The 21,582-nt window shown below is 70.5% G+C and carries 22 protein-coding genes; 10 read left to right on the forward strand and 12 right to left on the reverse strand.

Going from position 1 to position 21,582, the window contains the following annotated elements; all coding sequences use genetic code 11:
- Nucleotides 1-3: 3 nt before the first annotated feature.
- On the reverse strand, nt 4-873 hold the full coding sequence (locus BKA15_RS22310; RefSeq protein ID WP_179754477.1) for an LLM class flavin-dependent oxidoreductase: 870 nt from the start codon (nt 871-873) through the stop codon (nt 4-6).
- Nucleotides 874-937: 64 nt separating this feature from the next.
- Between BKA15_RS22310 and BKA15_RS22315 the strand changes: the two genes are divergently transcribed.
- On the forward strand, nt 938-1,216 hold the full coding sequence (locus BKA15_RS22315; RefSeq protein ID WP_179754479.1) for a YciI family protein: 279 nt from the start codon (nt 938-940) through the stop codon (nt 1,214-1,216).
- Here BKA15_RS22315 and BKA15_RS22320 read toward each other — a convergent pair.
- The 7 genes from BKA15_RS22320 to BKA15_RS22345 all read right to left on the reverse strand — a co-directional run bounded on the left by BKA15_RS22320 (nt 1,185) and on the right by BKA15_RS22345 (nt 7,399).
- On the reverse strand, nt 1,185-2,474 hold the full coding sequence (locus BKA15_RS22320) for a uracil-xanthine permease family protein (protein ID WP_179754481.1): 1,290 nt from the start codon (nt 2,472-2,474) through the stop codon (nt 1,185-1,187). The genes BKA15_RS22315 and BKA15_RS22320 overlap by 32 nt on opposite strands.
- Nucleotides 2,475-2,547: 73 nt before the next feature.
- Entirely contained in the window at nt 2,548-3,498 is a 951-nt protein-coding gene (locus tag BKA15_RS22325; protein ID WP_179754483.1) for a phosphotransferase family protein, read from the reverse strand.
- Nucleotides 3,499-3,509: 11 nt separating this feature from the next.
- The gene (locus BKA15_RS22330) at nt 3,510-4,700 is read right to left on the reverse strand and encodes an MFS transporter (RefSeq protein WP_179754485.1); all 1,191 of its coding nucleotides are present in this window, start codon (nt 4,698-4,700) and stop codon (nt 3,510-3,512) included.
- A gap of 93 nt (nt 4,701-4,793) precedes the next feature.
- Nucleotides 4,794-5,675, reverse strand: coding sequence for a helix-turn-helix domain-containing protein (locus BKA15_RS22335; RefSeq protein WP_179754487.1), 882 nt, complete (start codon nt 5,673-5,675; stop codon nt 4,794-4,796).
- Nucleotides 5,676-5,682: 7 nt separating this feature from the next.
- Nucleotides 5,683-5,805 (reverse strand): hypothetical protein, encoded by a 123-nt coding sequence (locus tag BKA15_RS36520; protein WP_281385302.1) that lies wholly within the window; start codon nt 5,803-5,805, stop codon nt 5,683-5,685.
- Complete coding sequence (locus BKA15_RS22340) at nt 5,805-6,467, reverse strand: response regulator (protein ID WP_179754489.1); 663 nt, start codon at nt 6,465-6,467, stop codon at nt 5,805-5,807. The genes BKA15_RS36520 and BKA15_RS22340 overlap by 1 nt, the downstream gene beginning before the upstream one ends.
- Nucleotides 6,464-7,399: a sensor histidine kinase gene (locus BKA15_RS22345; protein WP_179754491.1), complete on the reverse strand. Its 936-nt coding sequence runs from the start codon at nt 7,397-7,399 to the stop codon at nt 6,464-6,466. Before BKA15_RS22345 ends, BKA15_RS22340 begins: the two co-directional genes overlap by 4 nt.
- 102 nt (nt 7,400-7,501) lie before the next feature.
- On the opposite strand from BKA15_RS22345, the gene BKA15_RS22350 reads away from it, so the two are divergent.
- The 6 genes from BKA15_RS22350 (at nt 7,502) to BKA15_RS22375 (ending at nt 15,486) form a co-directional block, all read left to right on the forward strand.
- On the forward strand, nt 7,502-8,950 hold the full coding sequence (locus BKA15_RS22350) for an alpha/beta fold hydrolase (RefSeq protein ID WP_179754494.1): 1,449 nt from the start codon (nt 7,502-7,504) through the stop codon (nt 8,948-8,950).
- Nucleotides 8,951-9,045: 95 nt separating this feature from the next.
- Nucleotides 9,046-12,732 carry a GH116 family glycosyl hydrolase gene (locus tag BKA15_RS22355; RefSeq protein WP_179754496.1) on the forward strand — a complete coding sequence of 1,229 codons (3,687 nt, stop codon included), beginning with the start codon at nt 9,046-9,048 and terminating at the stop codon, nt 12,730-12,732.
- Between the two features lie 132 nt (nt 12,733-12,864).
- Complete coding sequence (locus BKA15_RS22360) at nt 12,865-12,966, forward strand: 30S ribosomal protein bS22 (RefSeq protein WP_042842924.1); 102 nt, start codon at nt 12,865-12,867, stop codon at nt 12,964-12,966.
- 51 nt (nt 12,967-13,017) lie between these two features.
- A complete protein-coding gene (locus tag BKA15_RS22365; protein WP_246322402.1) occupies nt 13,018-14,043 on the forward strand; it encodes an NAD-dependent epimerase/dehydratase family protein in 1,026 nt (341 codons plus the stop codon).
- The gene (locus tag BKA15_RS22370; protein ID WP_179754498.1) at nt 14,033-15,025 is read left to right on the forward strand and encodes a lysophospholipid acyltransferase family protein; all 993 of its coding nucleotides are present in this window, start codon (nt 14,033-14,035) and stop codon (nt 15,023-15,025) included. The genes BKA15_RS22365 and BKA15_RS22370 overlap by 11 nt, the downstream gene beginning before the upstream one ends.
- Before the next feature lie 2 nt (nt 15,026-15,027).
- Nucleotides 15,028-15,486: a hypothetical protein gene (locus tag BKA15_RS22375; RefSeq protein ID WP_179754500.1), complete on the forward strand. Its 459-nt coding sequence runs from the start codon at nt 15,028-15,030 to the stop codon at nt 15,484-15,486.
- On the opposite strand, the gene BKA15_RS22380 is transcribed toward BKA15_RS22375, so the two are convergent.
- A complete protein-coding gene (locus BKA15_RS22380; RefSeq protein WP_312879198.1) occupies nt 15,397-16,233 on the reverse strand; it encodes an HAD family hydrolase in 837 nt (278 codons plus the stop codon). The genes BKA15_RS22375 and BKA15_RS22380 overlap by 90 nt on opposite strands.
- A gap of 42 nt (nt 16,234-16,275) precedes the next feature.
- Here BKA15_RS22380 and BKA15_RS22385 point away from each other — a divergent pair, with 42 nt between their 5' ends.
- Together BKA15_RS22385 and BKA15_RS22390 are read left to right on the forward strand one after the other, a co-directional pair.
- On the forward strand, nt 16,276-17,685 hold the full coding sequence (locus BKA15_RS22385) for a class I adenylate-forming enzyme family protein (protein WP_179754505.1): 1,410 nt from the start codon (nt 16,276-16,278) through the stop codon (nt 17,683-17,685).
- Nucleotides 17,685-17,927: a glutaredoxin family protein gene (locus tag BKA15_RS22390; protein WP_179754507.1), complete on the forward strand. Its 243-nt coding sequence runs from the start codon at nt 17,685-17,687 to the stop codon at nt 17,925-17,927. Before BKA15_RS22385 ends, BKA15_RS22390 begins: the two co-directional genes overlap by 1 nt.
- A gap of 9 nt (nt 17,928-17,936) precedes the next feature.
- Here BKA15_RS22390 and BKA15_RS22395 read toward each other — a convergent pair whose 3' ends face one another.
- Nucleotides 17,937-18,338, reverse strand: coding sequence for a RidA family protein (locus tag BKA15_RS22395; RefSeq protein ID WP_179754509.1), 402 nt, complete (start codon nt 18,336-18,338; stop codon nt 17,937-17,939).
- A gap of 63 nt (nt 18,339-18,401) precedes the next feature.
- On the opposite strand from BKA15_RS22395, the gene BKA15_RS22400 reads away from it, so the two are divergent.
- Nucleotides 18,402-19,334, forward strand: coding sequence for a helix-turn-helix transcriptional regulator (locus tag BKA15_RS22400; protein ID WP_179754511.1), 933 nt, complete (start codon nt 18,402-18,404; stop codon nt 19,332-19,334).
- Between the two features lie 324 nt (nt 19,335-19,658).
- On the opposite strand, the gene BKA15_RS22405 is transcribed toward BKA15_RS22400, so the two are convergent.
- On the reverse strand, nt 19,659-20,522 hold the full coding sequence (locus tag BKA15_RS22405) for a carbon-nitrogen hydrolase family protein (RefSeq protein WP_179754513.1): 864 nt from the start codon (nt 20,520-20,522) through the stop codon (nt 19,659-19,661).
- Nucleotides 20,523-20,627: 105 nt separating this feature from the next.
- A complete protein-coding gene (locus BKA15_RS22410) occupies nt 20,628-21,563 on the reverse strand; it encodes a glycine betaine ABC transporter substrate-binding protein (RefSeq protein ID WP_179754515.1) in 936 nt (311 codons plus the stop codon).
- Between the last annotated feature and the right edge of the window lie 19 nt (nt 21,564-21,582).

Consider the following 21,582-nt stretch of genomic DNA (forward strand, 5'->3'; position numbering starts at 1 on the left):
CGCTCAGAGCAGCGGCTTGACCTCCTGGCCGAGGAACCGGACCAGGCCGTCCAGGTCCGGCTCGTCCTCGGTCGGCTGGAACACCACCGACGTGCAGCCGACCGCGGCCAACTGCCGGACCGCGTCCGCGATCGCCGACGCATCCCCGGCCGCGCCCAGCTCCGGGCTCGGCTCGCGGTGCCAGCGGGGCATCTCCGCGTCGAGCCGTTCCTGTGCGCCGGCACCGGTCGTCACGATCAGCGACGCGACGATCGGATGATCATCGCTCGCCGCGGCGTTCTTGATCACCTTCGCTGCCGTACCCACTTCTTCGACGGACAGCGGAGAGGCGAGCATGGTGCCGTCGCCCAGTTCGCCGCACAGGGCCAGCGACTTGGGGCCGGTGCCGCCGAGCAGCAGCGGCACCCGGCGCTGCGGCGGCCAGTCGAGCTTGACCTGGTCCAGCTTCACGTACCGCCCGTCGGTGCTGACCTCCTCGCCGTCCAACAAGGCCCGCAGCGCGAGCGCGTACTCCCGGAGCAGGGTCAGCGGCGAGCCGACCCGGCCGCCGACCTGACCCATCCACGACTGCACCCCGTGCCCGATGCCGGGCAGGAACCGGCCGGGGAAGGCGCGGTCCAGGGTGGCGATCTCCATCGCGGTCAGGGCGACGTTGCGCAGCGGGGCCGGCATCAGGCCGAGCGCCACGGTGATCCGTTCGGTGGCGCCGAGGGCGATCGCGGAGCCGGCCACGCCGCTCTCCTTGAAGCAGTCCTCCCACATCCAGAGCTCGTCCAGCCCCGCCTCCTCGGCCGTCGCGGCGAGCGGGCGGAAGCGCTCCGGCGGCAGGGTCGGGACGAACGCGAGGCCGAGCTTGGGCAGATCAGTCGTCATGCCGGCCATCCTGACCGAGCGGACTGACAGTCCTCCGCGCGGGGCGCCCCAGTAGCCTTCCGCCATGACGACCTTCGCCGTACGACTCGTGTTCGACCGCGACGACGCCGCCCGGCTCGAGGTGCGGCCCAAGCACCGCGAATACCTCGCCTCACTCGCCGCCGACGGCCGGCTCCGCCTGGCCGGCCCCTTCGCCGATCAGCAGGGCGCCATGTTGATCTACGAGGTCGCGGACCGGGCCGAGCTCGACGCGGTGCTCGCGGCCGACCCGTACTTCGACCGGCCCGAGCCGGTGGCGACCGTCGACGAGATCAGGGAGTGGACCCTGCTCCCGCTCCCCTGAGCCGGGTGATCAAGGTCATCAGGTGGTAGACGACGATCGCGGCGATGCTGCCCAACGCGATCCCGGCGACGCTCAGATTGCCGCCGGACAAGGTGAAGTCGCCGACGCCGATGATCAACGCGACGGCCGCGGTGAACTGGTTGGCGGGCTTGGTGAAGTCGACCTTGTTGTCCAGCCAGATCTTCACGCCGATGATGCCGATCAGCCCGTACAGGGCGGTGGTGACGCCGCCGAGCACCCCGGCCGGCACGGTGTTGATCACCGCGCCGAGCTTGGGTGACAGGCCGAGCGCGATCGCGACCAGACCGGCCACCCAATAGGCGGCGGTCGAGTAGACCCGGGTGGCGGCCATCACCCCGATGTTCTCGCCGTACGTCGTCGTCCCCGACCCGCCACCGGAGCCGGCGATCATGGTCGCCAGGCCGTCCGCGATCAGGGCCCGTCCGGTCAGCTTGTTGACGCTGGGGTCGGTCAGCTGGGCGACGCCGCGGACGTGGCCGACGTTCTCGGCGACCAGGGCCAGCACGACCGGCAGGAAGGCCGGAATGACCAGCCAGACGCCGGGCTCGGCGAACGGGTTGGCCGGCGCCTGCAGCTGCGGCAGCCCGACCCACGGTGCCGCCGCGACGGCCGAGAAGTCGACCTCGCCGCGGATCACCGCGGCCAGGTAGCCGATGATCACGCCGACGAAGATCGACAGCCGGCCGATCAGTCCGCGGAACAGAACCGCAGTGATGATCACCGCGAACAGGGTGATCAAGGCGGTGACCGGCGCCGCCTCGAAGTTGTTCTTGGCCGCCGGGGCGAGGTTGAAGCCGATCAGCGCGACGATCGCGCCGGCCACCACCGGCGGCATCAGCGCATCGAGCCAGCGGGTCCCGGCCAGCTGGACGATCACACCGATGATCAACAACAGCAGGCCGACGGCGACCACGCCGAGCAGGGCGGACGACTGGCCGTGGCTGGCCGTGGCGGCGGTGATCGGCGCGATCAGGGCGAACGAGGAGCCGAGATAGCTGGGCAGCCGGTTCCGGGTGATGATCAGGAACAGCAACGTGCCGATGCCGGAGAAGAGCAGCGTCGTGCTCGGCGGGAAGCCGGTCAGGACCGGGACCAGGAACGTCGCGCCGAACATGGCCACCACGTGCTGGGCACCGATGCCGATCGTGCGCGGCCAGCTGAGTCGCTCCTCCGGTCGGACGATCGCGTCGGCGGCCACCGCTCGTCCTTGTCCGTGCACGGTCCACGGCAGTCGCATGTGTGTCTTCCTCCCCGTTTCTGGCTTCCCGGACCGTACACCGGTCCGGGTGATCGGCACTAGACGCCGACGTTCAGAGGCGGGCCAGGGCGGACCGGATCTGCTGGGCGTAGAAGGCGCGGCCTCGGGCGTTGCCCAAGCTGTCGTGCCAGGCGAGATGGGGGATCGACTGCGAGACCACGGCCTGGGCGAGCCGCTCCCGGAACTCGGCGTCCGGGTCGATGCCGTAGCCGGCCAGGATCGCCGCGAACTCCGGCTCCCCGTACTTCGTCGACGTCATGGCGAGATCGCCGATCCGGCTGCCGCCGTGCCACAGGCCCCAGTCGATCACGCCGCGTACCGCCAGGTCGTCGTCGACGAAGACGTGCGCGCCGTGCAGGTCGCCGTGACAGAGCACCGGGTCGGCGCGGGGCGGTACGTCGGGCGAGCCGTGCACCTGCTCGAGGGCCGCGGCGATCTCCGCGGCCGACAGCCCGGCGGCTTCGAGGCTCGGCGCCTGGCTCTCGCGTTCCATGATCAGGCTGTGCCGGACCTCGACCGGGTCGGGCCACCGGCCGGTCGCGTCGGGCCGGCGCGGCCCCGGCGTCGCGACCGAGTGGATCCGGGCCAGCACCCGGCCGACGTTGATCATGACCGTCCGGCTTCGGTCCACGGCGAGGCCGGGCAGGACATCACCCAGCGGGCGGCCGGGCGACTGCTCGACCACCATCGCGGAACGCTCGCCGGTGTCGCTCGGGATCCCTGCCACGGCAAGGACTCGAGGCACCGGTACGCCGGCTGCGCGTGCCTGCTCCATCGCCCACACCTCGGAGTCGAAGGTGCCGTCGCCAGGCTTGCGGATCCGGGCGAAGACCGTCCTGCCGTCGCTCAGGTCGGCGCGGTGGACCTCGTTCTCGTCGCCGACCTTGAGCCGCTCGAGCCCGTCGATTCCCGCTCCGGTTGTCCTGGTGACCAAGGCGGCCACTTCCGCCGGCGATGCCGCGAACCGGGCGTGCAGCGTGTCCAGGAACTCGTCGTCGGTCATGCCCGAGCAGACTATCTCGTCCGGCCGGCGATGACGACGACGATCATGCCGAGGACGGCCATGATCATCCCGGACCAGGCCGGAGCGGTCCAGCCGAGTCCCGCGGCGATCCCGGCGCCGCCGATCATGATGCCGATCGCGTTGCCGAGGTTGAAGGCGGCGATGTTGGCGGCCGAGGCGATGGTCGGTGCGTCCGCGGCGTACCGGACGACCCGCGTCTGCAGTGCCGGAGTCGTCGCGAAACCGACGAATCCCATGCACAGCAGGAAGATCGCCACACCCGGCTGACTCGGCGCGGCGAGCGCGTAACCGAGCAGGCTGATCGGCAGCAGGACGGCGAAGACGATCAAGGCCCGGTCCAGGTTGCGGTCCGCGGCCCGGCCGCCGACGATGTTGCCGAGCACCAGGCCGACCCCGAAGAGCACCTGCAGCCACGGTACGGCCGCGGAACTGAACCCGGTGACCCGGGTGAGCAGCGGCTCGACATAGGAGAAGGCGCCGATCAGCCCGCCGAACACCAGCACCGTGAACAGCAGGCTCAGCAGCACCTGACCCCGGCGCAGCACGGCGAGTTGATCACGCAGCGGCGGCGCAGCGATGTCTGTCGTGGTACGCGGGATCAAGATCATCACGCCGACCACGGCGAGCACCCCGACCGCGCAGATCACCCAGAAGGCCGCTCGCCAGCCCAGCTGCTGACCGATGAACGTCCCGAACGGGACGCCCAGGACGGTCGCCACGGTCAGCCCGCCGAACATCACCGCCACCGCCGAGGCCTGCCGGCGTGGCGAGACCAGCGTCCCGGCCAGCACCGCACCGATGCCGAAGAAGCCGCCGTGACAGAGCGCGGCGACGATCCGGCCGGCCATGATCACCGGGTACGTCGGTGCCCAGGCCGACAGGACGTTACCGGCCAGGAAGAAGCCGAGCAGGATGATCAACGCCGTCTTCGGCGGCCGGCGGGAGAGTGCGGCGGTGACGGCGAACGCGCCGACCACCACGGCCAGCGCATAGCCGGAGATCAGGTAACCGGCGGCCGGGATGGTGACCCGGAGATCGGCGGCGACGTCGCTGAGCAGACCGGAGATCACGAACTCGGTCAGGCCGATCCCGAAACCGCCGGCACTGAGGGCCAGCAGCCCCGGGTGGAACGTTCGTTCGAGGCCTGGCGCCTGGGTGCGTTGAGCAAGGGTTTCGGGCATGAGAGAACTCCTGAGCGGCGCCGAGGAGCAGGTCCCGGGCGCGCGGGATCGGCCGGCCCGCGGTGCCGCGAGCCGGGAAGGGGATGAAAGCGATCAGCCGGTGATGGACCGGCTGGCGAGCAACCGGAGGGCCGCCTCGTCGGGCGAGCCGGGCCGGGCGGTGTGGATCAGGTAGCGCTGGCCCTCGTCGCCGGGCACGTGCAGCACCTCGTAGTCAAGATCAACTCGACCGAGCTCGGGATGGTGATAGCGCTTGACGCCGCTGATGCACAGCTCGACCGGGTGCTCCGCCCAGATCCGGGCGAAGTCGCGGCTGGCGACGGTCAGCTCGCCGATCAGCCGGGTCAGGGCCGGATCGCCGGGATACTGGGCGGCGACGTAATGGAGGCTGGCGACCGCGAGCTCGGCCTCGAACTCCCATTCCCGGTAGAGGCTGCGGCTGGGGGCGTCGAGGAACAGCAACGCGATCTTGTTCGGTCGCCGCGGCAGGTCGTTCGGGGCAGCGAACGGAAGGTGCGGTGCCAGCAGCGCGTGGCCGAGCCGGTTCCAGGCGAGGATGTCGTGGCTGCGTCCGAGCAAGATCGTCGGCGCGTCCGCCAGCGCGTCCAGGACCCGGACCAATCCGTTCCTGGCCGGGCCTTCGGCGTCCGGATCGCGCAGCTCGGGTCGTGGCCCCCGGGCCAACTCGAACAGGTGCGCCCGCTCCACCGTCGACAGCCGCAGGGCCCGGGCGACCGCGTCCAGCACCTGATCCGAGGCGTTCGTCGCCAGCCCCTGCTCGAGCCGGGTGTAGTAGGTCGACGAGACACCGGCGAGTTCGGCCAGCTCCTCGCGCCGCAGCCCGGGCACCCGTCGCTGACCGTACGTCGGCAGGCACACCTGATCCGGCCGCAGGGCCGCGCGCCGGGTCCGCAGGAACGTGCCGAGATCGCCGCCCACCGCCGTCCGGTCGCCGAGCTGGTCCGCTGTGGTCATGCCACCATCATGCGCCGCCGGCCCGAGCCGTTCCTGTCCCTGCCAGTGACAGGAACGCGTCGATGCGCGCACCGGCTTCCTGCCCGCGCGAGATCGCCTCGACCACCCGCCCGCGTCCGCCCAGGGTCATCAGCGGCTGCTCGGCGTGACCAGCCGGCTCTCGTACGCGGCGATCACGAGTTGGGCGCGGTCGCGGGCGGCGAGCTTGCGGAGCAGCTGGCCGATGTGGGTCTTCACCGTGGCTGCGCTCAGATACAGATGATCGGCGATCTCGGCGTTGGAGAGGCCGCGGGCGATCAAGGTGAGCACCTCGCGTTCCCGGTCGGTGACGGCCTCCAGTCCGCGTACGGCGGTGGCGGGCGGCTGGCTGGCGAACGTGGAGATCAGCCGGCGGGTCACGCTCGGAGCCAGCAGGGCGTCGCCGGCGGCGATCACCCGGATCGCGTTCAGCAGGTCGGCCGGCGGAGTGTCCTTGAGCAGGAAGCCGCTGGCGCCGGCCCGGAGCCCGGCGTAGACGTACTCGTCGAGATCGAACGTGGTCAAGATCAACACGCGGACGTCGGGCAGGTCGGCGCAGATCCGCCGGGTGGCCTCCAGGCCGTCCAGCTCCGGCATCCGTACGTCCATCAGCACCACATCGGGTGCGAGCTCCGCGGCCAGGGCGACCGCCTCGGTGCCGGTGCCGGCCTCGCCGACAACGGTCAGTCCGGGCTCGGTCTCCAGCAGCACCCGGAAACTGCCCCGAAGCAGAGCTTGATCATCGACGATCAACACCCTGGTCGTCTCGGTCATCCGGCGACCTGAAGCCGGCCGCGTGGGAGGTACGGCAGCACCGCGGTGATCATGAACCCGCCGTCAACGCCCGGCCGGGCCTCGAAGTCGCCGCCGTGCAGGGCCACGCGTTCCCTCATCCCGATCAGTCCGTGACCCTGCCGCTCCGGCGTGCCACGCTTGGCCGGGCCGTCGTTGATCACCTCGACCCGGACCTCGTGCGGCTGGCCGTCGACGCGCACTCGGCAGCGCTTCGTCACCGCGTGACGCACCACATTGGTCACCGCCTCCTGGACGATCCGATAGACCGAGCGCCCGACGTCGTCCGGCAGTCCCTCGAGGCCGTCCACCGCGAGTTCCACCTCGACGCCGGCCGTCCCCGCCGCCGTGACCAGCTCGGGCAGCCGGTCGATCGTCGGGGCCGGGGCAAGATCATCGGCCGCGGACCCGGTGCGGAGCAGGTCGAGCAGGTGCCGGGTCTCGTCCAGCGCGTCCCGACTGGTCCGCTCGATCACCCGGAGCGCGTCCGGTACCTCGGCCGGCCGGGCCGTGGCGACGTGGGCCGCGACCCCGGCCTTCACGGTGATCAGGCTCAGATGATGCGCCACGATGTCATGCAGGTCACGGGCGATCCGAAGCCGCTCCTCCGCCACCGCGCGAGCGGCGAGTTCCTCGGCGGTCCGCGTCAGGTAGGCCCGCCGATCCCGGACTGCGCGGCCGATCGCCCAGCCGGCGCCGATGATCGAGAACCCGAGCAGCACCGGCCCGACGACCCGGAGGAGGTCCGCCGGCAGCGGGATGGCCGGACCAGCGGCGGCACTCGCCAGCAGGCCGACCGCGCTGATTCCACCGATCACCCGGGTCGGCACCCAGCGGAGCTTCGGCAACCGGACCGCGGCGAGATAGGCGATCAGGGCCAGGCCGAGGATCGGCGCCATCACTTCGATGCCCACGCTCGGAACCGTAGCCGGGCCGGCAAGGGACGACCTCCACCCGTGGTCGGTCAACCCTGGCTCCGATGTGTCCGGCCGCCGATCCGGGCACGGTTGCGGGACATGACAACCAGACGAAAACTGATCAGCCTGGTCGCCTTCCTGGCCCTGCTTCCGGCCCTGGTCGTGATCACGGCCAACAGTGCCCAGGCCGAGCCGTCCGCAGGCCTGGACTGGCAACCCTGCAAGGACGACAAGATCGGGATGCAGTGTGCCGCGCTCGAGGTGCCCGTGGACTGGTCCAAGCCGGACGGCCGCATGATCACGCTGCAGCTCGGCCGGCTGCCCAGCACCGGGAAGGAGCCGGCCGAAGGCTCGGTGCTGGTGGCCTACGGCGGCCCGGGCGGGCCCGGGATCGCGATCACGCAGGAGTTCGGCGAGCCGTGGGCGGAGCTGCGGCAGCGGATGGACATCGTCACCTGGGACACCCGCGGGTACGGCAAGCAGTTCGGCGGCACCAGCACCGGCCTGGACTGCAGCTGGACCCGGCTCCCGGTCCCGAACGCGCCGGCCGACGCCGCCGAGTTCGGCCGACTGGCTCAGGACAACTTCGGCACGGCCTATACGTGCCGGACCCGCGATCAGGAGTTCTTCGACAACATGAGCTCGGCCGATCATGCCCGCGACATGGAGGCGATCCGAGTCGCGCTCGGCGAGCCGAAGATCAACTTCTACGGCGCCTCGTACGCGACGTTCTACGGGCAGAGCTACGCCCGGCTGTTCCCCGATCGGATCCGCACCATGGTGCTGGACGGCGGCTTCTCGCACAGCCCGACGGCCGCGACCGGCGGCTGGGACGGCGAGCTGGACGCGCACGCCCGGCGGAACGAGCGGACCTTCGGCCGGTTCGTCGACTGGTGCGAATCCGACCGTTCCTGTGCCATGTTCGGCAGCAACGTCGAGCGGGCCTGGCAACGCCTGATCAGGCGGGCCGATCGATCACCGCTGCCGGCCCGGCGTGGTAGCGAGTCGTACTTCTACAACGGCACCGATGTACGTGGCCTCGGACTGGGTCTGGCCCGGCGCAAGAACTGGTCGGAGCTCGCGGTCGCGATCAAGGACGCGTCACGCGGCGATGCCTCGGGCTTCCTGCCCGACCGGCCGCAGAGCCCGTACCCCGATCTGCCCCTCGGCATCACCGAGTGCCTGGACATGCCGAGGATCGAGTCGTACGAGGAGCTGGCCGGGACCGTGAAACGTCTCGAACGGATCGCCCCGAACACCGGGGCGGTCGCGACCATGACCATGAACACGCTGCAGTGCGTGGGCTGGCCGACTCCGACGACGAACCCGCCGGCCGCCTTGCCGAAGGGACTGCCGCCGTTCCTGACCGCGGGGGCCTGGGACGAGTTCGACGCGCTGGAACCGGTGGCGGATCAGGTGCCTGGCAGTGGTTCGATCAGCCACGATGATTCAGGGCACACGCTCTACCTGTCGAATGAGTGCGCGCGGCGGCTGATGGACGCCTACTTCACCGACCGCGTGGTCCCCGCTCGCGACACTCCCTGCTGATCCATCGAACTGGTCCGGTCCGGCCCGTTGACCCGGGCCGGACTTGCCCGTTACCTTGAAATCGATTTCGACATTTCGAATCAGGGGAGCTTCGAATGAATCATGATCAACAGCCGGCGGGGTGTTCCGGTCGGACCTGTTCCGGTGACTGCCCTCGCGCCAACCTGACCCGCCGCACCTTCCTGGCGCTCAGCGCGACTGGGATCGGCGCCGCCACCCTCAATCCGTGGCCCGCCGCCGCTGAAACCAGAGCAGCCGAGCCGCCGAGCGGCAAGGAGTTGGCGGAGTTGATCAAGCGCGGTGCGCCGACCGAGTACACCGGCGCGGCGCTGCCCAAGATCGGGATGCCGGTCGGTGGTGGCTGCGCCGGCCAGGTGTTCCTCGCCGGCGACGGCCGGCTCTGGGCCTGGGACATCTTCAACCCCACCTCGTTCCCGCTCGGCGGCGCCGACTTCTCCGGCAGCAACTACGCCGACCCGCTGTCGGCCGACCAGCCCGGGGCGGCACCGTTCCGGCAGGGCTTCGCCGTGCGTACGGAGAGCGGCGGTGCGACCAGGACCGTGACACTGGACGCGCACGGCTTCGCCGAGGTGAGCTTCGTCGGCCAGTACCCGGTGGGCCGGGTGAGCTTCGCCGACCCGGACTCGCCGATCACCGTCGAGCTGCAGGCCTACGCTCCGTTCATCCCGCTGGCCGTCGATGACTCCACGCTGCCGGCGACGATCATGGCCTACACGCTGCACAACCCGGGCACCGCGCCGGTCCGGGCCACCGTGCTCGGCTACGCGGAGAACCCGGTCTGCCTGGACAGTCGGCGCAGCCAGCCGACGCTGCTCCGTACGGCATCCTTCGACCGCGGCTTCGAGTTCACCGCCGCCGATGATCATTCCGCTGAGGGAGAGGACATCCTGTTCGAGGACTGGGAGTCGGACAGCTTCGGGGACTGGACGGTGACCGGCGACGCGTTCGGCGACGGTCCGGTCGGCCAGACCGAACTGCCCAACCTGGTCAAGCGGTTCGGCGATCTCAACCTGTCCGGCACCCGGTTCGTCACGTCGTACGCGTTCCGGGCCGGCGGTGACGGCGACAACGCCACCGGATCCCTGACCAGCAAGGAGTTCCCGGTGAGGCGGCGCTACGTCGCGGTCGCGCTGAGCGGCGGTGATCACGCCGGGAAGACCTGCGTCGACGTCATCATCGACGGTGAGGTGGTGGCCACCGCGACCGGTGACAACACCGAGCCGATGATCACCCGGTTCCTGGACCTCGAAGATCATCAGGGCAAGACCGCGACGATCAAGATCGTCGACGAGGTGACCGGCCCCTGGGGTCATGTCAGCTGTGACGCGATCTGGTTCACCGACCGGGCCGACATCCTGTTCCAGGACTGGGAGGACGGCTACCAGGACTGGACGGTCACCGGCACCGCGTTCGGCGACGGGCCGGTCACCGCGGGCGAGACGCCGGAAGGCTTCCGACGCCCGTTCGGCATCCGTACCGAACTGAACGTCAAGGGCAAGTTCGCAACCTCGTACAACTTCCGGGCCGACGACGGCAACCCGGACGGGCACCAGGGAACCCTGACCAGCAAGGAATTCACGGTCGACCGCCGGTTCGTCACCGCCTGGGTCGGCGGCGGCAGCCACCGCGGCGAGACCTGCTTCGACGTGATCATCGACGGCGAGGTGGTGGCGACCGCGACCGGCACCGACATCGAGCCCGTCACCGCGATCTCGATGGACGTCGGCCGCTACCGCGGCAAGAAGGCGAAGATCCGACTGGTCGACAGCCACACCGGCGGCTGGGGTCACGTGAACTGCGACCGGATCGTGTTCAGCGATCGGCCGATCCGGCGGCTCCCGGTCCCGGAACGGCCGGACGGTGGCAGCTTCGCCCTCGCCTCGCTCGATTCGGGGGCGACGATCCGGCCGTCGATTGCCCTTCGACAGGCTCAGGGCACCGAGGGGCCCGTGGAGCCGGACTCCCTGTTCGACGCCCCGGACGGCCCGGCCGAGGTGGACGGGACCACGGCGCAGTTCGGCACGGTGGCGACGACGATCACGCTGGCGCCGGGAGAGCGGCGAACGGTGCGCTTCGGGTACGGCTGGCACTTCCCGGTCCCGCAACGCGAGCTGTTCGCCGAGTTGGTCGGCGCGGCCACGCTGCGCCGCGAGTACGGCGAGCGGTTCGACTCGGCCAAGGCCGTCCTGCACCATGTCGCCCAGGAAGCGGATCGGCTGTCCGAGCAGACGCTGGCGTTCGTCAAGACCTGGTACGAGGACTCGACGCTGCCGCACTGGTTCCTCGAACGCACCCTGGCCACGGCGTCGACGCTGGCCACCAGCACCTGCTACCGCTTCACGAGTCCCGCGTACGAGGGCGCGCGTTTCTACGCCTGGGAGGGCACCTACTGCTGCGCCGGCACCTGCCAGCACGTCTGGAGCTACGGGCAGGCGATCGGCCGGCTGTTCCCGGAGCTGGAGCGCGACACCCGGCAGCGGGTTGATCTTGGCATCGCGTTCCGGGACTCCGGCGAGATCGGCAACCGGGGCGAGTGCGGCGACGCGTCGTCCTCGTTCGCCGACGGCCAGTGCGGCACCATCCTGCGGTTCTACCGGGAACACCAGATGAGTCCCGACACCGCTTTCCTGGAACGGAACTGGGCCAAGATCAAGAAGGCCTGCGAGTACGTGATCACCGCCCGCGACGGGGCCGGCGGCGACAAGATCGACGGCATCTTCCGGGGCAGCCAGTGGAACACGCTGGACACCGAGTGGTTCGGCGAGGTGCCCTGGCTGAGCGGGCTCTACGTCGCAGCGCTCCGGGCCGCGGCCGAGCTCGCGAAGGAGGCCGGCGACGACGAGGCGGCGGACCGTTACACCAAGATCGCGAAGTCCGGCTCCGACCATCTGGCCGGAAAGCTGTTCAACGCCGAGTACGGCTACTTCGAGCAGTTGACCGATCCCGATCATCCCTCGGTGAACAGCAACCGCGGCTGCCACATCGACCAGCTGTACGGGCAGGCCTACGCCGCTCAGCTCGGATTGCCCCGGGTCTTCGACCAAGATCAGTCCCGGACGGCACTGGCCAGCATCTACGCGAACAACTTCCTGGCCGACCCGGGCTCCTACCGGCCGCCCGGCGTGAACCCGGGCCGGGTTTATGCGACCAAGGACGAGCCGGGCGTGATCATGACGACCTGGCCGCACGGCGGCTCCAGCGAATCCGGCGGGCTGATGTACTTCAACGAGGTGTGGACCGGGCAGGAGCACCAGTTCGCGGCGCACCTGTTCGCCGAGGGGATGACCGCGGAGGGGCTGGCCGTGATCAAAGCCGTCTACGACCGCTATCACGGTCGCAAACGCAACCCGTACAACGAGATCGAGGCGAGTGATCATTACGCCCGGGCGATGATGAGCTTCGGCGTCTACCTGGCCGCGATCGGCTACGAGCACCACGGGCCCAAGGGCCACCTCGGCTTCGCCCCGCGGTTCGGCGCGGACGACTTCCGGTGCGCCTTCACGGCAGCCGGGGGCTGGGGTTCGTACCGCCAGACCCGGCGCGGCCGCCGGCTGGTCGCCAAGGTCGAGGTCAGGTACGGCGAGCTCGGGCTGAAGACGTTGACCTTCCGGACCGTGGAACCGGCCCGCCTGGTCACCGTCCGGCACGGCGGCCGCCGTGTCGCTGCGGAGGTCGAGGCGGACGGCACCCGGGCCGTGGTCACCCTCGGCAAGGCGGTCGAGATCCCGGCCGGCGCGTCCATCGAGGTGGAGCTGACCTGATCAGCGATATTGCGATTGGGCTTCGGAATTGGCCTCGGCCGCCGCGCGACCGGTAGCATGCACGGCAGTCGACGGCACTCCGCCGACTCACCAGCACGTTCACAAATCATTTCTGGGTAAGAGGGTTCACACGTGGGTTCGGTCATCAAGAAGCGTCGCAAGCGGATGGCGAAGAAGAAGCACCGCAAGCTGCTCAAGCGGACACGCATCCAGCGACGTCGCGCCGGCAAGTAGTCCGGCTTCGGGGAGTCGAACCCAGCAGCTGAGGTCAGGGGGTACGCGGCGATGACCACGGTCATGATCACCGGCGTGTCCCGCGATCTTGCGGCTCGTTTCGCCCGGTCGCTGGCCGCCGACCCCGAGATCACGGTGGTCGGCGTCGACGTCGTACCGCCGCGACATGATCTCGGCCGGGCCGGTTTCGTTCGCGCCGACATCCGTGCGCCGATCATCGCGAAGGTGATCGCGGCGCACGAGGTCGAGGTCGTCGTGCACATGGCCGTGCTGGCCAGCCCCGGCCGCGTCGGTGGCCGCTCCTCGATGAAGGAGATCAACGTCATCGGCACCATGCAGCTGCTCGCTGCGTGCCAGCAGGCGGCCGGCATCCGCAAGCTCGTGGTCCAGGGATCCGTGTCGGTGTACGGATCCTCGCCGCGCGACCCGGCCCGGTTCACCGAGGGCATGGGGCCGCGGACCACGCTGCGCAGCGGCTTCGGCAAGGACTCGGTGGAGGTCGAGTCCTACGTCCGCGGGTTCGCCCGGCGCCGCGAGGACGGCGTCGTGACGACGCTCCGGCTGGCCCCGCTGATGGGCGCCGGCGTGGACAGCACGATCACCTCCTATTTGGCCCTGCCGGTGGTGCCCAAGGTCGCCGGGTTCGACGCCCGGCTGCAGTTCCTGCACCCGGCGGACGCGGTCGAGGCTCTGCTCACCGTGACCCGGTCCGATCTGCCGGGGACGTACAACGTGGGCGCCGACGACGTACTGCTGCTCAGCCAGGCGCTGCGCCGGCTCGGCCGTCCCTGGGTCGAGGTGCCGCGGCCGGCCGGCCCGCTGCTCGCCGGACTGGCCCGCCGGGTCGGCTTCACCGACATCTCCGACGAACAGCTCGACGTGCTGACCTACGGTCGGGTGATGGACTGCTCCCGCTTCGCCGAGGCGGCCGGCTGGCGACCCTCGTACAGCTCGGCCGAGGCACTCACCGACTGGGCCCAGGCGCTGGGCCCGGGACTGCTCGCGGCCGAGCGGGCCGACGGCCTGGTCGACGCCGCGGCCGGACTGCTCACGGGAGGCCGGGCCGATGGACGCTGAACCTGAGCAGACCGGCCCGGACGCAGAGATCTACGACTTCGCGCCGCGACCCAAGCCCGAGCCGGAACCGGACGATTCAGCCGACGAGCCGGCAACGACGCTGCTGGACGGGCTGCGCCGGACCGCGGCCGGGCTGGCCCGGTGGGCCGGTGCGGAATGGGTGGCCGCGGTCGAGCAGGCGGCGGAGTTCGCCCGGTCCCGGCTGCACGGCGACTACCCGACTGACCAGTTCGGCTTCGACCCCGAGTTCACCACCAAGGTCTACCTGCCGCTGCTGCGGCCGCTGGTCCGGCACTGGTTCCGGGTCGAGGTACGCGGAGCGGACCTGCTCCCGGCCGACGGCGCGGCGCTGCTGGTCTCCAACCACGCCGGGACGCTGCCGCTGGACGGGATGGTGCTGCAGTCCGTCGTGTACGACGAGATCGGCCGGCACGTCCGCTCGCTCGGCGCGGACCTGATCTTCGCGACGCCGTACTCGCACGACCTGGCCCGCAAGACCGGCACCACGCTGGCCTGCGCCGAGGACGCCGAGCGGCTGCTGGACGCCGGCGAGCTGGTCGCCGTGTTCCCGGAGGGTTTCAAGGGCCTCGGCAAGCTCTACACCGACCGCTACCGGCTGCAGCGGTTCGGCCGCGGCGGCTTCGTCTCGGCGGCAGTCCGGGCGCAGGTCCCGATCGTGCCGATCTCGATCGTCGGCTCGGAGGAGATCTACCCGATCCTGGGCAAGGCGCCGGTGCTGGCCCGGGCCCTCGGGCTGCCGTACTTCCCGCTCACGCCGACGTTCCCGTGGTTCGGCCCGCTCGGCGCGATTCCCTTGCCCAGCAAGTGGATCATCGAGATCGGTACGCCGATCCCGACCGACCAGATCGCGCCGGCCGCGGCGGACGACCCGACCGTGATCTTCAACGTCACCGACCAGGTGCGGGAGACCATCCAGCAGACCCTGCACGCGCTGCTGGTCCGGCGCCCGGGAATCTTCTGATCATGTACGGACCCATCGCGGTGATCTTGATCGCCGTCGGAGTCTTCCTCGGGCTGATCCTGCGCTACGTCGACCGGAACGATGATCATCGGCCGGCCCACGACCAGGCCCGAGGCTTCGGGATGGTCGGCGCCGGGGCCGCGATCACGCTCGGCGGTCTGGTCCTGATCGTCGGCATCCTGGCGCCGCCGAACGGGACCGCCGAGACGCTCGGGGTGCTGGCGGTGTTCGGTTTCGTGCTCTATCTGCTGATCGCCGGGACGGTGATCGTGATCTCCGGCCGGGTGGTCCGCTCGGCCTGGGGTGACCGGGCGATCTGGGGTGACCGGGCGATCTGGGGTGAACGGGCGGTCTGGGGCGACCGGCGGAGGTCAGCGCCGCCGCAGCATCCGCCGTACGGCCAGCCCGGCGGAGACGGCCCCGGTGATCCCGCCGACCACCGCGGCCCCGATCAGCCCTAGCCGGATCGCCCGGCGGCCGCTGCGGAAGTCGCGGATCTGCCAGTCCAACTCCTCGGCGTGCTCGCGCAGCCGCCCGTCCGGGTTCACCGCGCACGGGTGCCCGACCGAGGACAGCATCGGCAGGTCGTTGAACGAGTCCGAGTAGGCGAAGCAGCGGGCCAGGTCGAGGTCGAGCGTCGCGGCCAGCTCCCGTACCGCCTCGGCCTTGGCGGCGCCGTGCAGCAGGTCGCCACGCAGCCGGCCGGTGTAGACGCCGTCGGTGTGCTCGGCCACCGTCCCGAGCGCCCCGGTCAGGCCGAGCCGGGTCGCGATGATCGTGGCCACCTCGACCGGCGCCGCGGTGACCAGCCAGACCTGCTGGCCGACGTCGAGGTGCACCTGGGCCAGCGCCCGGGTGCCGGGCCAGATCCGGCGCGCGATCGACTCGTCGTAGATCTCCTCGCCGGCCGCCTGCAGGTCGATCACCCGGTGCCCGGCGATGAACGACAGCGTCGCGGCCCGCGCGTCGGCGATGTGCTCCGGGTTCTCCCGGCCGACCAGCCGGAAGTACGTCTGCAGCCAGAGGCCCTTGATGATCAGCCGGGTCGGGAAGAACCCGCGCCTGTACAGGCCCTTGGCCAGGTGGAACAGCGAAGCGCCCTGGATCACCGTGTTGTCCAGGTCGAAGAACGCCGCGGCCCGGGGATCGGGACCGATCACCGGGGGCGGCGGTGCAGCGACCGATCGCCGCTGCTCTGAGCGAGACACGGCGACCACCCTAGCCTCAGTCCCATATGCAACACTCGCAGCGTGGGAGACCTGCGCAACCTGGCTGACCTGCTGACCGCTCGGGCGGCGCAGGCGCCGGAGACCGTCGCGGTACGGGAAGCCGGCTCCGCGGGTCTGACCTGGGCCGAGCTGGACCGCCGGGTCACCTCGACCGCCGCCGGACTGTCCGCCACGGGCCTGGTGGCCGGGCAGCGGGTGCTGCTCGCGCTGCCGAACTCGGTCCGCCTGGTCACCGACTACCTGGCCTGCCTGCGCGCCGGGCTGGTCGCGGTGCCGATCGATCCCCGTACCGCTGCCGAGGAACGGGAGCGGCTGGCCGGCCGGGTCGGTGCCCGGCTGGTGCTGACGCCGGATTCCGATCATGATCGCGGCGGGGACGCCATCGTGGTGCCGCCGGCCGACCCGGACTCGCTCGCCGTTCTGCTGCGCACCGCGGCCACGTCGGCCGAGGCGAAGATCGCGATGATCAACCACCGGTCGCTGCTGCTGCCGGCCCGCGGACTGGCCGGGGCCGGGCTGGTCACCGCGGACGACACGGTGCTGGCGGCGCTGCCGCTCTGGCACGTGTACGGGCTCGGCGTGGTCGTCGGCGGCTGGCTGGCCAGCGGCTGTCGGCTGGTGATCACCGGCCACGACGCCGGACCGGAACTGGCCGAGATCGTCGCGGAGTCCGGCGCGACCGTGCTGCCGGTGGTGCCGGCGCTGCTGGAGCGCCTGCTCCGGGCGCCGGACCTGGCCGACCGGCTGCGCGGCGTCCGTACCATCCTGTCGGCGGCGGCGCCCCTGTCGGTCGATCTCGCCGACCGGTTCACGGAAGCCAGCGGGCACCGGGTCGAATCCGGCTACGGCCTCACCGAAGCCGCCGGCGGCGTCACGACCACGCTGCGGCCCGACGGCACCGGTGGCACCGGTCACCGGATCGGGCATGTCGGCCACCCGATGCCCGGCGTCGAGGTACGGATCGGCGACGGCTCCGATCCCGGCGAGCCGGACCGAATCCGGATCCGGTCCGCGCAGCTGTTCGCCGGCTACTGGCCGGACGGTGGCGGCGGCCCCGATGCCGACGGCTGGTACGACACCGGCGACCTCGGCTACCTGGCCGACGGCGAGCTCTACCTGGTCGAGCGGAGCCGCGAGTTGATCATGGTCGACGGGTTCGGCGTCTATCCGGCCGAGGTGGAACGGATCATCGCCGAGCTCGACGGGGTGCTGGAGACCGCCGTGATCGGCGACCCGGCCGGCATGATCGCCTTCGTGGTCGGTCCTGATCTTGATCGGGACCGGATCGCCGAGCACTGCGCAGCTCTGCTGCCGAAGTTCAAGCGCCCGGCGTCGATCCGGCTGGTCGACGGCTTGCCGCGCGGAGTGACCGGAAAGGTCCAGAAGTCCGTCCTGCGACGGATGACCGACCAAGATCGAGAAGGACGTTGATGGCCGATCAACCGAGGGTCCGGGTGCTGGTCCGGCAGAACTGTCACCTCTGCGAGGAGGCGATCGCCGTGATCACCGCGGTCTGCGCCGAGACCGGTGATCAGTGGACCGCCGACGATGTCGACGCCGACCCGGACCTGGTACGGCGCTACACCGACCAGGTCCCGGTGACGTTCGTCGACGGCGCCCAGCACGACTTCTGGCGGGTCGACCCGGACCGGCTCCGGGCCGCCCTCGCCTGAGCAGAAACGTCAGCCGGGTAGGACCGCCGCGACTGCCGACACCTCGATCAACGCGCCGGGGACGCCGAGCCCGGCGACCAGCGCGGCCGTGACCAGCGGCGGCGCGCCGTCCCGGGCGAGCTTCGGCGCGATCGCCCCGTAGGCGGCACCGAGATCGACGCCCTCCTTGATCAACACCGTCCAGACGACGACATCGGCGAGCGACGCGCCCGCCGCGGCCAGCGCGGTGGCGACGTTGTCGACGGCCCGACGGGACTGCTCGGCGACGTCGTCCGACACCACCGCCCCGGTCTGGTCGATGCCGTTCTGGCCGCCGACGTAGATGGTGGTCGCCTCGGGCGGCACCACGGCGACATGGCTGAAGGCCGGGCTCGCGACGAGGCCGGCCGGCTGCATCACTGTGATTTCCATGATCACCATCGTTCCCGGTTACCCTGACAGAAACTGTCCGGGTAGTGAGGAATCATCGAGAACATGACGGCGACCGGCCGACGGCTCGAGCTGCTGACCCTGCTGCAGGCGCAGCCGGGCATCTCGGCCGCCACCCTGGCCCGGCGGCTCGGCGTCACCGAGCGGACCGCGCGCCGCGACGTCGGGCAGCTGCGCGACCTCGGCTACCGGATCGAGGGCAGCGCAGGCCGGGCCGGCGGCTACCGGCTGGCCCCGGGCAGCACCGTGCCCGCCCTGATGCTGAACGAGGACGAGCTGCTCGCGGTCGCGCTCGGTCTCCGTACCCTCACCGGGGTGCCGGACGGCGACACCGCCGCCCTGACCGCGCTGTCCAAGATCGCCGCGATCGTGCCGTCCCGGCTGCGGCACCGGCTCGGCGCCCTGTCCCGGATCGCCCGGGCGGACGCGCCGCGCCGGGTCGTCGACGGCGCGGTGCTGGTCACCCTGGCACTGGCCTGCCGCCAGCAGGAGGCCGTACGACTCCGGCGGCGGGGCGAAGACCGGCCGCGCACCGTACAGCCCTGGCAGCTCGTCCACGCCGGCACCACCTGGTACCTGATCGCCGCCGAACGCGAGGTCGGCGAATGGCGCACCTGGGCGCTGGACCGGATCGAGCGCGCGGAACTCCTCGGCACCAAGCTCGCGGCGCCCGAGCCGCCCGAGGACCCGGTCGCCTTCGTCACCCGTTCCCTGGCCCGCGGCCGCCGGCACCAGCTCCGGCTGCGCGTCGACGCTCCCGCCGAGGTGGTCCGGCGAGCTGTCCCGGCCACCGTCGCCGAGGTGATCGAGGACGGCGAGGGCTGCGAACTGCACCTGGCCACCGACGACCTCGCCGGCGCCGCCCGCTGGGTCGTCTCGCTCCGCCTGGACGTCGACGTGATCGAACCCGCCGAACTGCGCGACCACCTGGTCCAGCTCGGACGGTCCCTGACGGACCGCTACGCCGATCGCCCGTAGGAAGCGGGCCGCATCCTGCCGGGTACACGCGGCCAAACCCACCCCGATCCCTTCAGGCCCGAGGATGGCCCGCCCTGACCCGCCGATCGTCGGCGGCCACAGGGGTGAATCGCACGCCGCGGCAGCGCGCCGAGAACTGCAGGAGGAGACCGGTACGGGACTGAGAATCTCGTGGAACTGCCCTGGATCTGGGCCCACCCGACCAACCAGACCAAGGCCGGCGCAGTGTCCTAAACCTGCAACGCAACCGTCTCAGAACGCCGAAAACCTGCCTCGAAGGGCGTTGCATTGCAGGTTTAGGACACTCGGGCCCGAAGTCGCCTCTCACCGGCCATCCAGCAGCAGTCGCTGGCGTTGCCGCCACGGTCGTCCACTTTCTCGCCCCGCCCTGACCCGCCAATCGTCGACAGTCAGGTCGAGGCCGGCGATCACGACTGACGGCTGCTCGCCCGGCGTCCCGCGCACCAGCCACCGGTAGCCGGGCCAGGCCACGCTGCTGCCGAGCCAGTCGGGCTGCAGCGCGGGCGTGGGTTGGAGGACCCAGAGGTCTGCCATTTCGGCGAGGGCGAGGACCCGCTTGTCCTCGTTCGCGGGGCTGGGACCTTCGGTCATCGTGGCCAGGATGAGGGCATCGGCCTCGAGCTGTTCGTATTCGATCACGAGCTCGGGGAGCATCCCTTCGATGCAGAGCAAACAGCCGACGCGAATCCCGTCCACGGTGAAGATCAACGGCTCGCTGCCCCGGGTGAGTCGATAGACCGCATCTTCGTTCCTGGACAGGTGACGCTTGTCGTACCGGCCGATGGTCGTTCCATGATCGTCGAACACGACAAGGCTGTTGTAGGGCCGGCCCGGATCCGGTGAACGGGTGAGGCAGCCGACCACCACCCAGACGGAGTGTTCGGCCGCGGCTTCGCCGATGGTTCGCAGTTCCTCCTCGACCGCGTCCCAGGCGTACTTGGACCAGTCCGCCACGGTCACCTGGTCGGGGTCGGCGGAGATCGCACGCTTGGTCGGGTACGAGAGCGCGCCCTCGGTGAACGCAACCAGTCGGGCTCCTTCGGCGGCGGCCGCGCCGATCAAGGCCCGGATGGTAGCGCCGTTGCGGCGGATGTCGTCGGCGCTCACACCTCGGTGCGCTCCGGCGCCCTGCCCCAGCCCGACGCGAAGCTTGCCCGCCTCAATCATCGTTTCCTCACTGCCGATCTTGCTGCCGACTCTTCCGGACTCACCGAACGGACGCAAAGGGCACGATCCGGGCGACGAATCCTGCCCTTGGCGTCCGCTCAGTGCCTAGATCAGGCCCTGTTCCTTGAGCCACTCCTCGGCGACGTCCCGTTCGCTCTCGCCGTCGAGGTCGACCCTGCCGTTCAGGTCGATCATGACCTCGGCGGTCAGCTTCTCGCTGATCGGCGCCATGATCTCCGCGATGGCGGGATGCTGGTCGAGGGTCTCCTGGCGGAGGGTGACGGCGCCCAGGTATTCGATGAAGAAGTTCCGGTCGTCCTCGAGCACGAGCAGGTCGTTCGCGGCGATCCGGGCCTCGGTGGTGGTCACCTCGCCGAAGGCGCAGTCCTTGCCGATCTGCGGGTAGACCAGGTTGAGGTCGAGCTCGACGACGTTGGAGAACTTGAAGCCGTACGCCTTCTGCAGGCCGGGCAGGCCGTCGTCGCGGTTGATGAACTCGCTGGCCGCGCACACGGCGCCCTGGTCCGGGTTCTGCTTGATGAATTCCGCCGCATCACCGAGCTTCTTGATGTTGTGCTCGGTGGCGAAGGCGTTCTTGACGGCGATGCCGTACGCGTTCTCGAACTTGGCCGGCGGCAGCCAGGCCACCCCGTTCTTCGCGTCGGCCTGCTTCACCTGCTCATAGAGATCATCGGGAACGTCGGTCGGCTCGTTGCCGAGGATGTTCACCCAGCCGGTGCCGGTGTAGTCCCAGTAGAGGTCGATCTGCTTGGTGGTCAGCGCCTCCCGCACCGTGGCGCTGCCAGTGATGCCGGTCTTGTCGTTCACTTCTGCGCCGGCGTTCTCCAGTGCGACGGCGGCGAGCTGGCCGAGCACCTTCGACTCGGTGAATTCCTTGGAGCCGACGGTGATCGTGACTCCCGACAGCTCGCCGTTCCCGCCGGGCGAGCCTGCGTTCTGACCGCCGCCGCAGCCGGCCAGCAGGCCGAGCGTGGCGACGGCTGCGACCAGGATGCTGGTCGATCGTGCCCTGAGTTTCACGTTGTCTCCTTGGTTCCGT

This window comes from Microlunatus parietis (assembly GCF_013407955.1).
Lineage (GTDB): Bacteria > Actinomycetota > Actinomycetes > Propionibacteriales > Propionibacteriaceae > Microlunatus > Microlunatus parietis.

Bases quoted from the DNA above. Each gene is read 5' to 3' on its own strand.
- BKA15_RS22310 (WP_179754477.1), bottom strand. From the start codon at position 873: ATGACGACTGATCTGCCCAAGCTCGGCCTCGCGTTCGTCCCGACCCTG.
- BKA15_RS22315 (WP_179754479.1), top strand. From the start codon at position 938: ATGACGACCTTCGCCGTACGACTCGTGTTCGACCGCGACGACGCCGCC.
- BKA15_RS22320 (WP_179754481.1), bottom strand. From the start codon at position 2,474: ATGCGACTGCCGTGGACCGTGCACGGACAAGGACGAGCGGTGGCCGCC.
- BKA15_RS22325 (WP_179754483.1), bottom strand. From the start codon at position 3,498: ATGACCGACGACGAGTTCCTGGACACGCTGCACGCCCGGTTCGCGGCA.
- BKA15_RS22330 (WP_179754485.1), bottom strand. From the start codon at position 4,700: ATGCCCGAAACCCTTGCTCAACGCACCCAGGCGCCAGGCCTCGAACGA.
- BKA15_RS22335 (WP_179754487.1), bottom strand. From the start codon at position 5,675: ATGACCACAGCGGACCAGCTCGGCGACCGGACGGCGGTGGGCGGCGAT.
- BKA15_RS36520 (WP_281385302.1), bottom strand. From the start codon at position 5,805: ATGACCCTGGGCGGACGCGGGCGGGTGGTCGAGGCGATCTCGCGCGGG.
- BKA15_RS22340 (WP_179754489.1), bottom strand. From the start codon at position 6,467: ATGACCGAGACGACCAGGGTGTTGATCGTCGATGATCAAGCTCTGCTT.
- BKA15_RS22350 (WP_179754494.1), top strand. From the start codon at position 7,502: ATGACAACCAGACGAAAACTGATCAGCCTGGTCGCCTTCCTGGCCCTG.
- BKA15_RS22355 (WP_179754496.1), top strand. From the start codon at position 9,046: ATGAATCATGATCAACAGCCGGCGGGGTGTTCCGGTCGGACCTGTTCC.
- BKA15_RS22365 (WP_246322402.1), top strand. From the start codon at position 13,018: ATGACCACGGTCATGATCACCGGCGTGTCCCGCGATCTTGCGGCTCGT.
- BKA15_RS22370 (WP_179754498.1), top strand. From the start codon at position 14,033: ATGGACGCTGAACCTGAGCAGACCGGCCCGGACGCAGAGATCTACGAC.
- BKA15_RS22375 (WP_179754500.1), top strand. From the start codon at position 15,028: ATGTACGGACCCATCGCGGTGATCTTGATCGCCGTCGGAGTCTTCCTC.
- BKA15_RS22390 (WP_179754507.1), top strand. From the start codon at position 17,685: ATGGCCGATCAACCGAGGGTCCGGGTGCTGGTCCGGCAGAACTGTCAC.
- BKA15_RS22395 (WP_179754509.1), bottom strand. From the start codon at position 18,338: ATGGAAATCACAGTGATGCAGCCGGCCGGCCTCGTCGCGAGCCCGGCC.
- BKA15_RS22400 (WP_179754511.1), top strand. From the start codon at position 18,402: ATGACGGCGACCGGCCGACGGCTCGAGCTGCTGACCCTGCTGCAGGCG.
- BKA15_RS22405 (WP_179754513.1), bottom strand. From the start codon at position 20,522: ATGATTGAGGCGGGCAAGCTTCGCGTCGGGCTGGGGCAGGGCGCCGGA.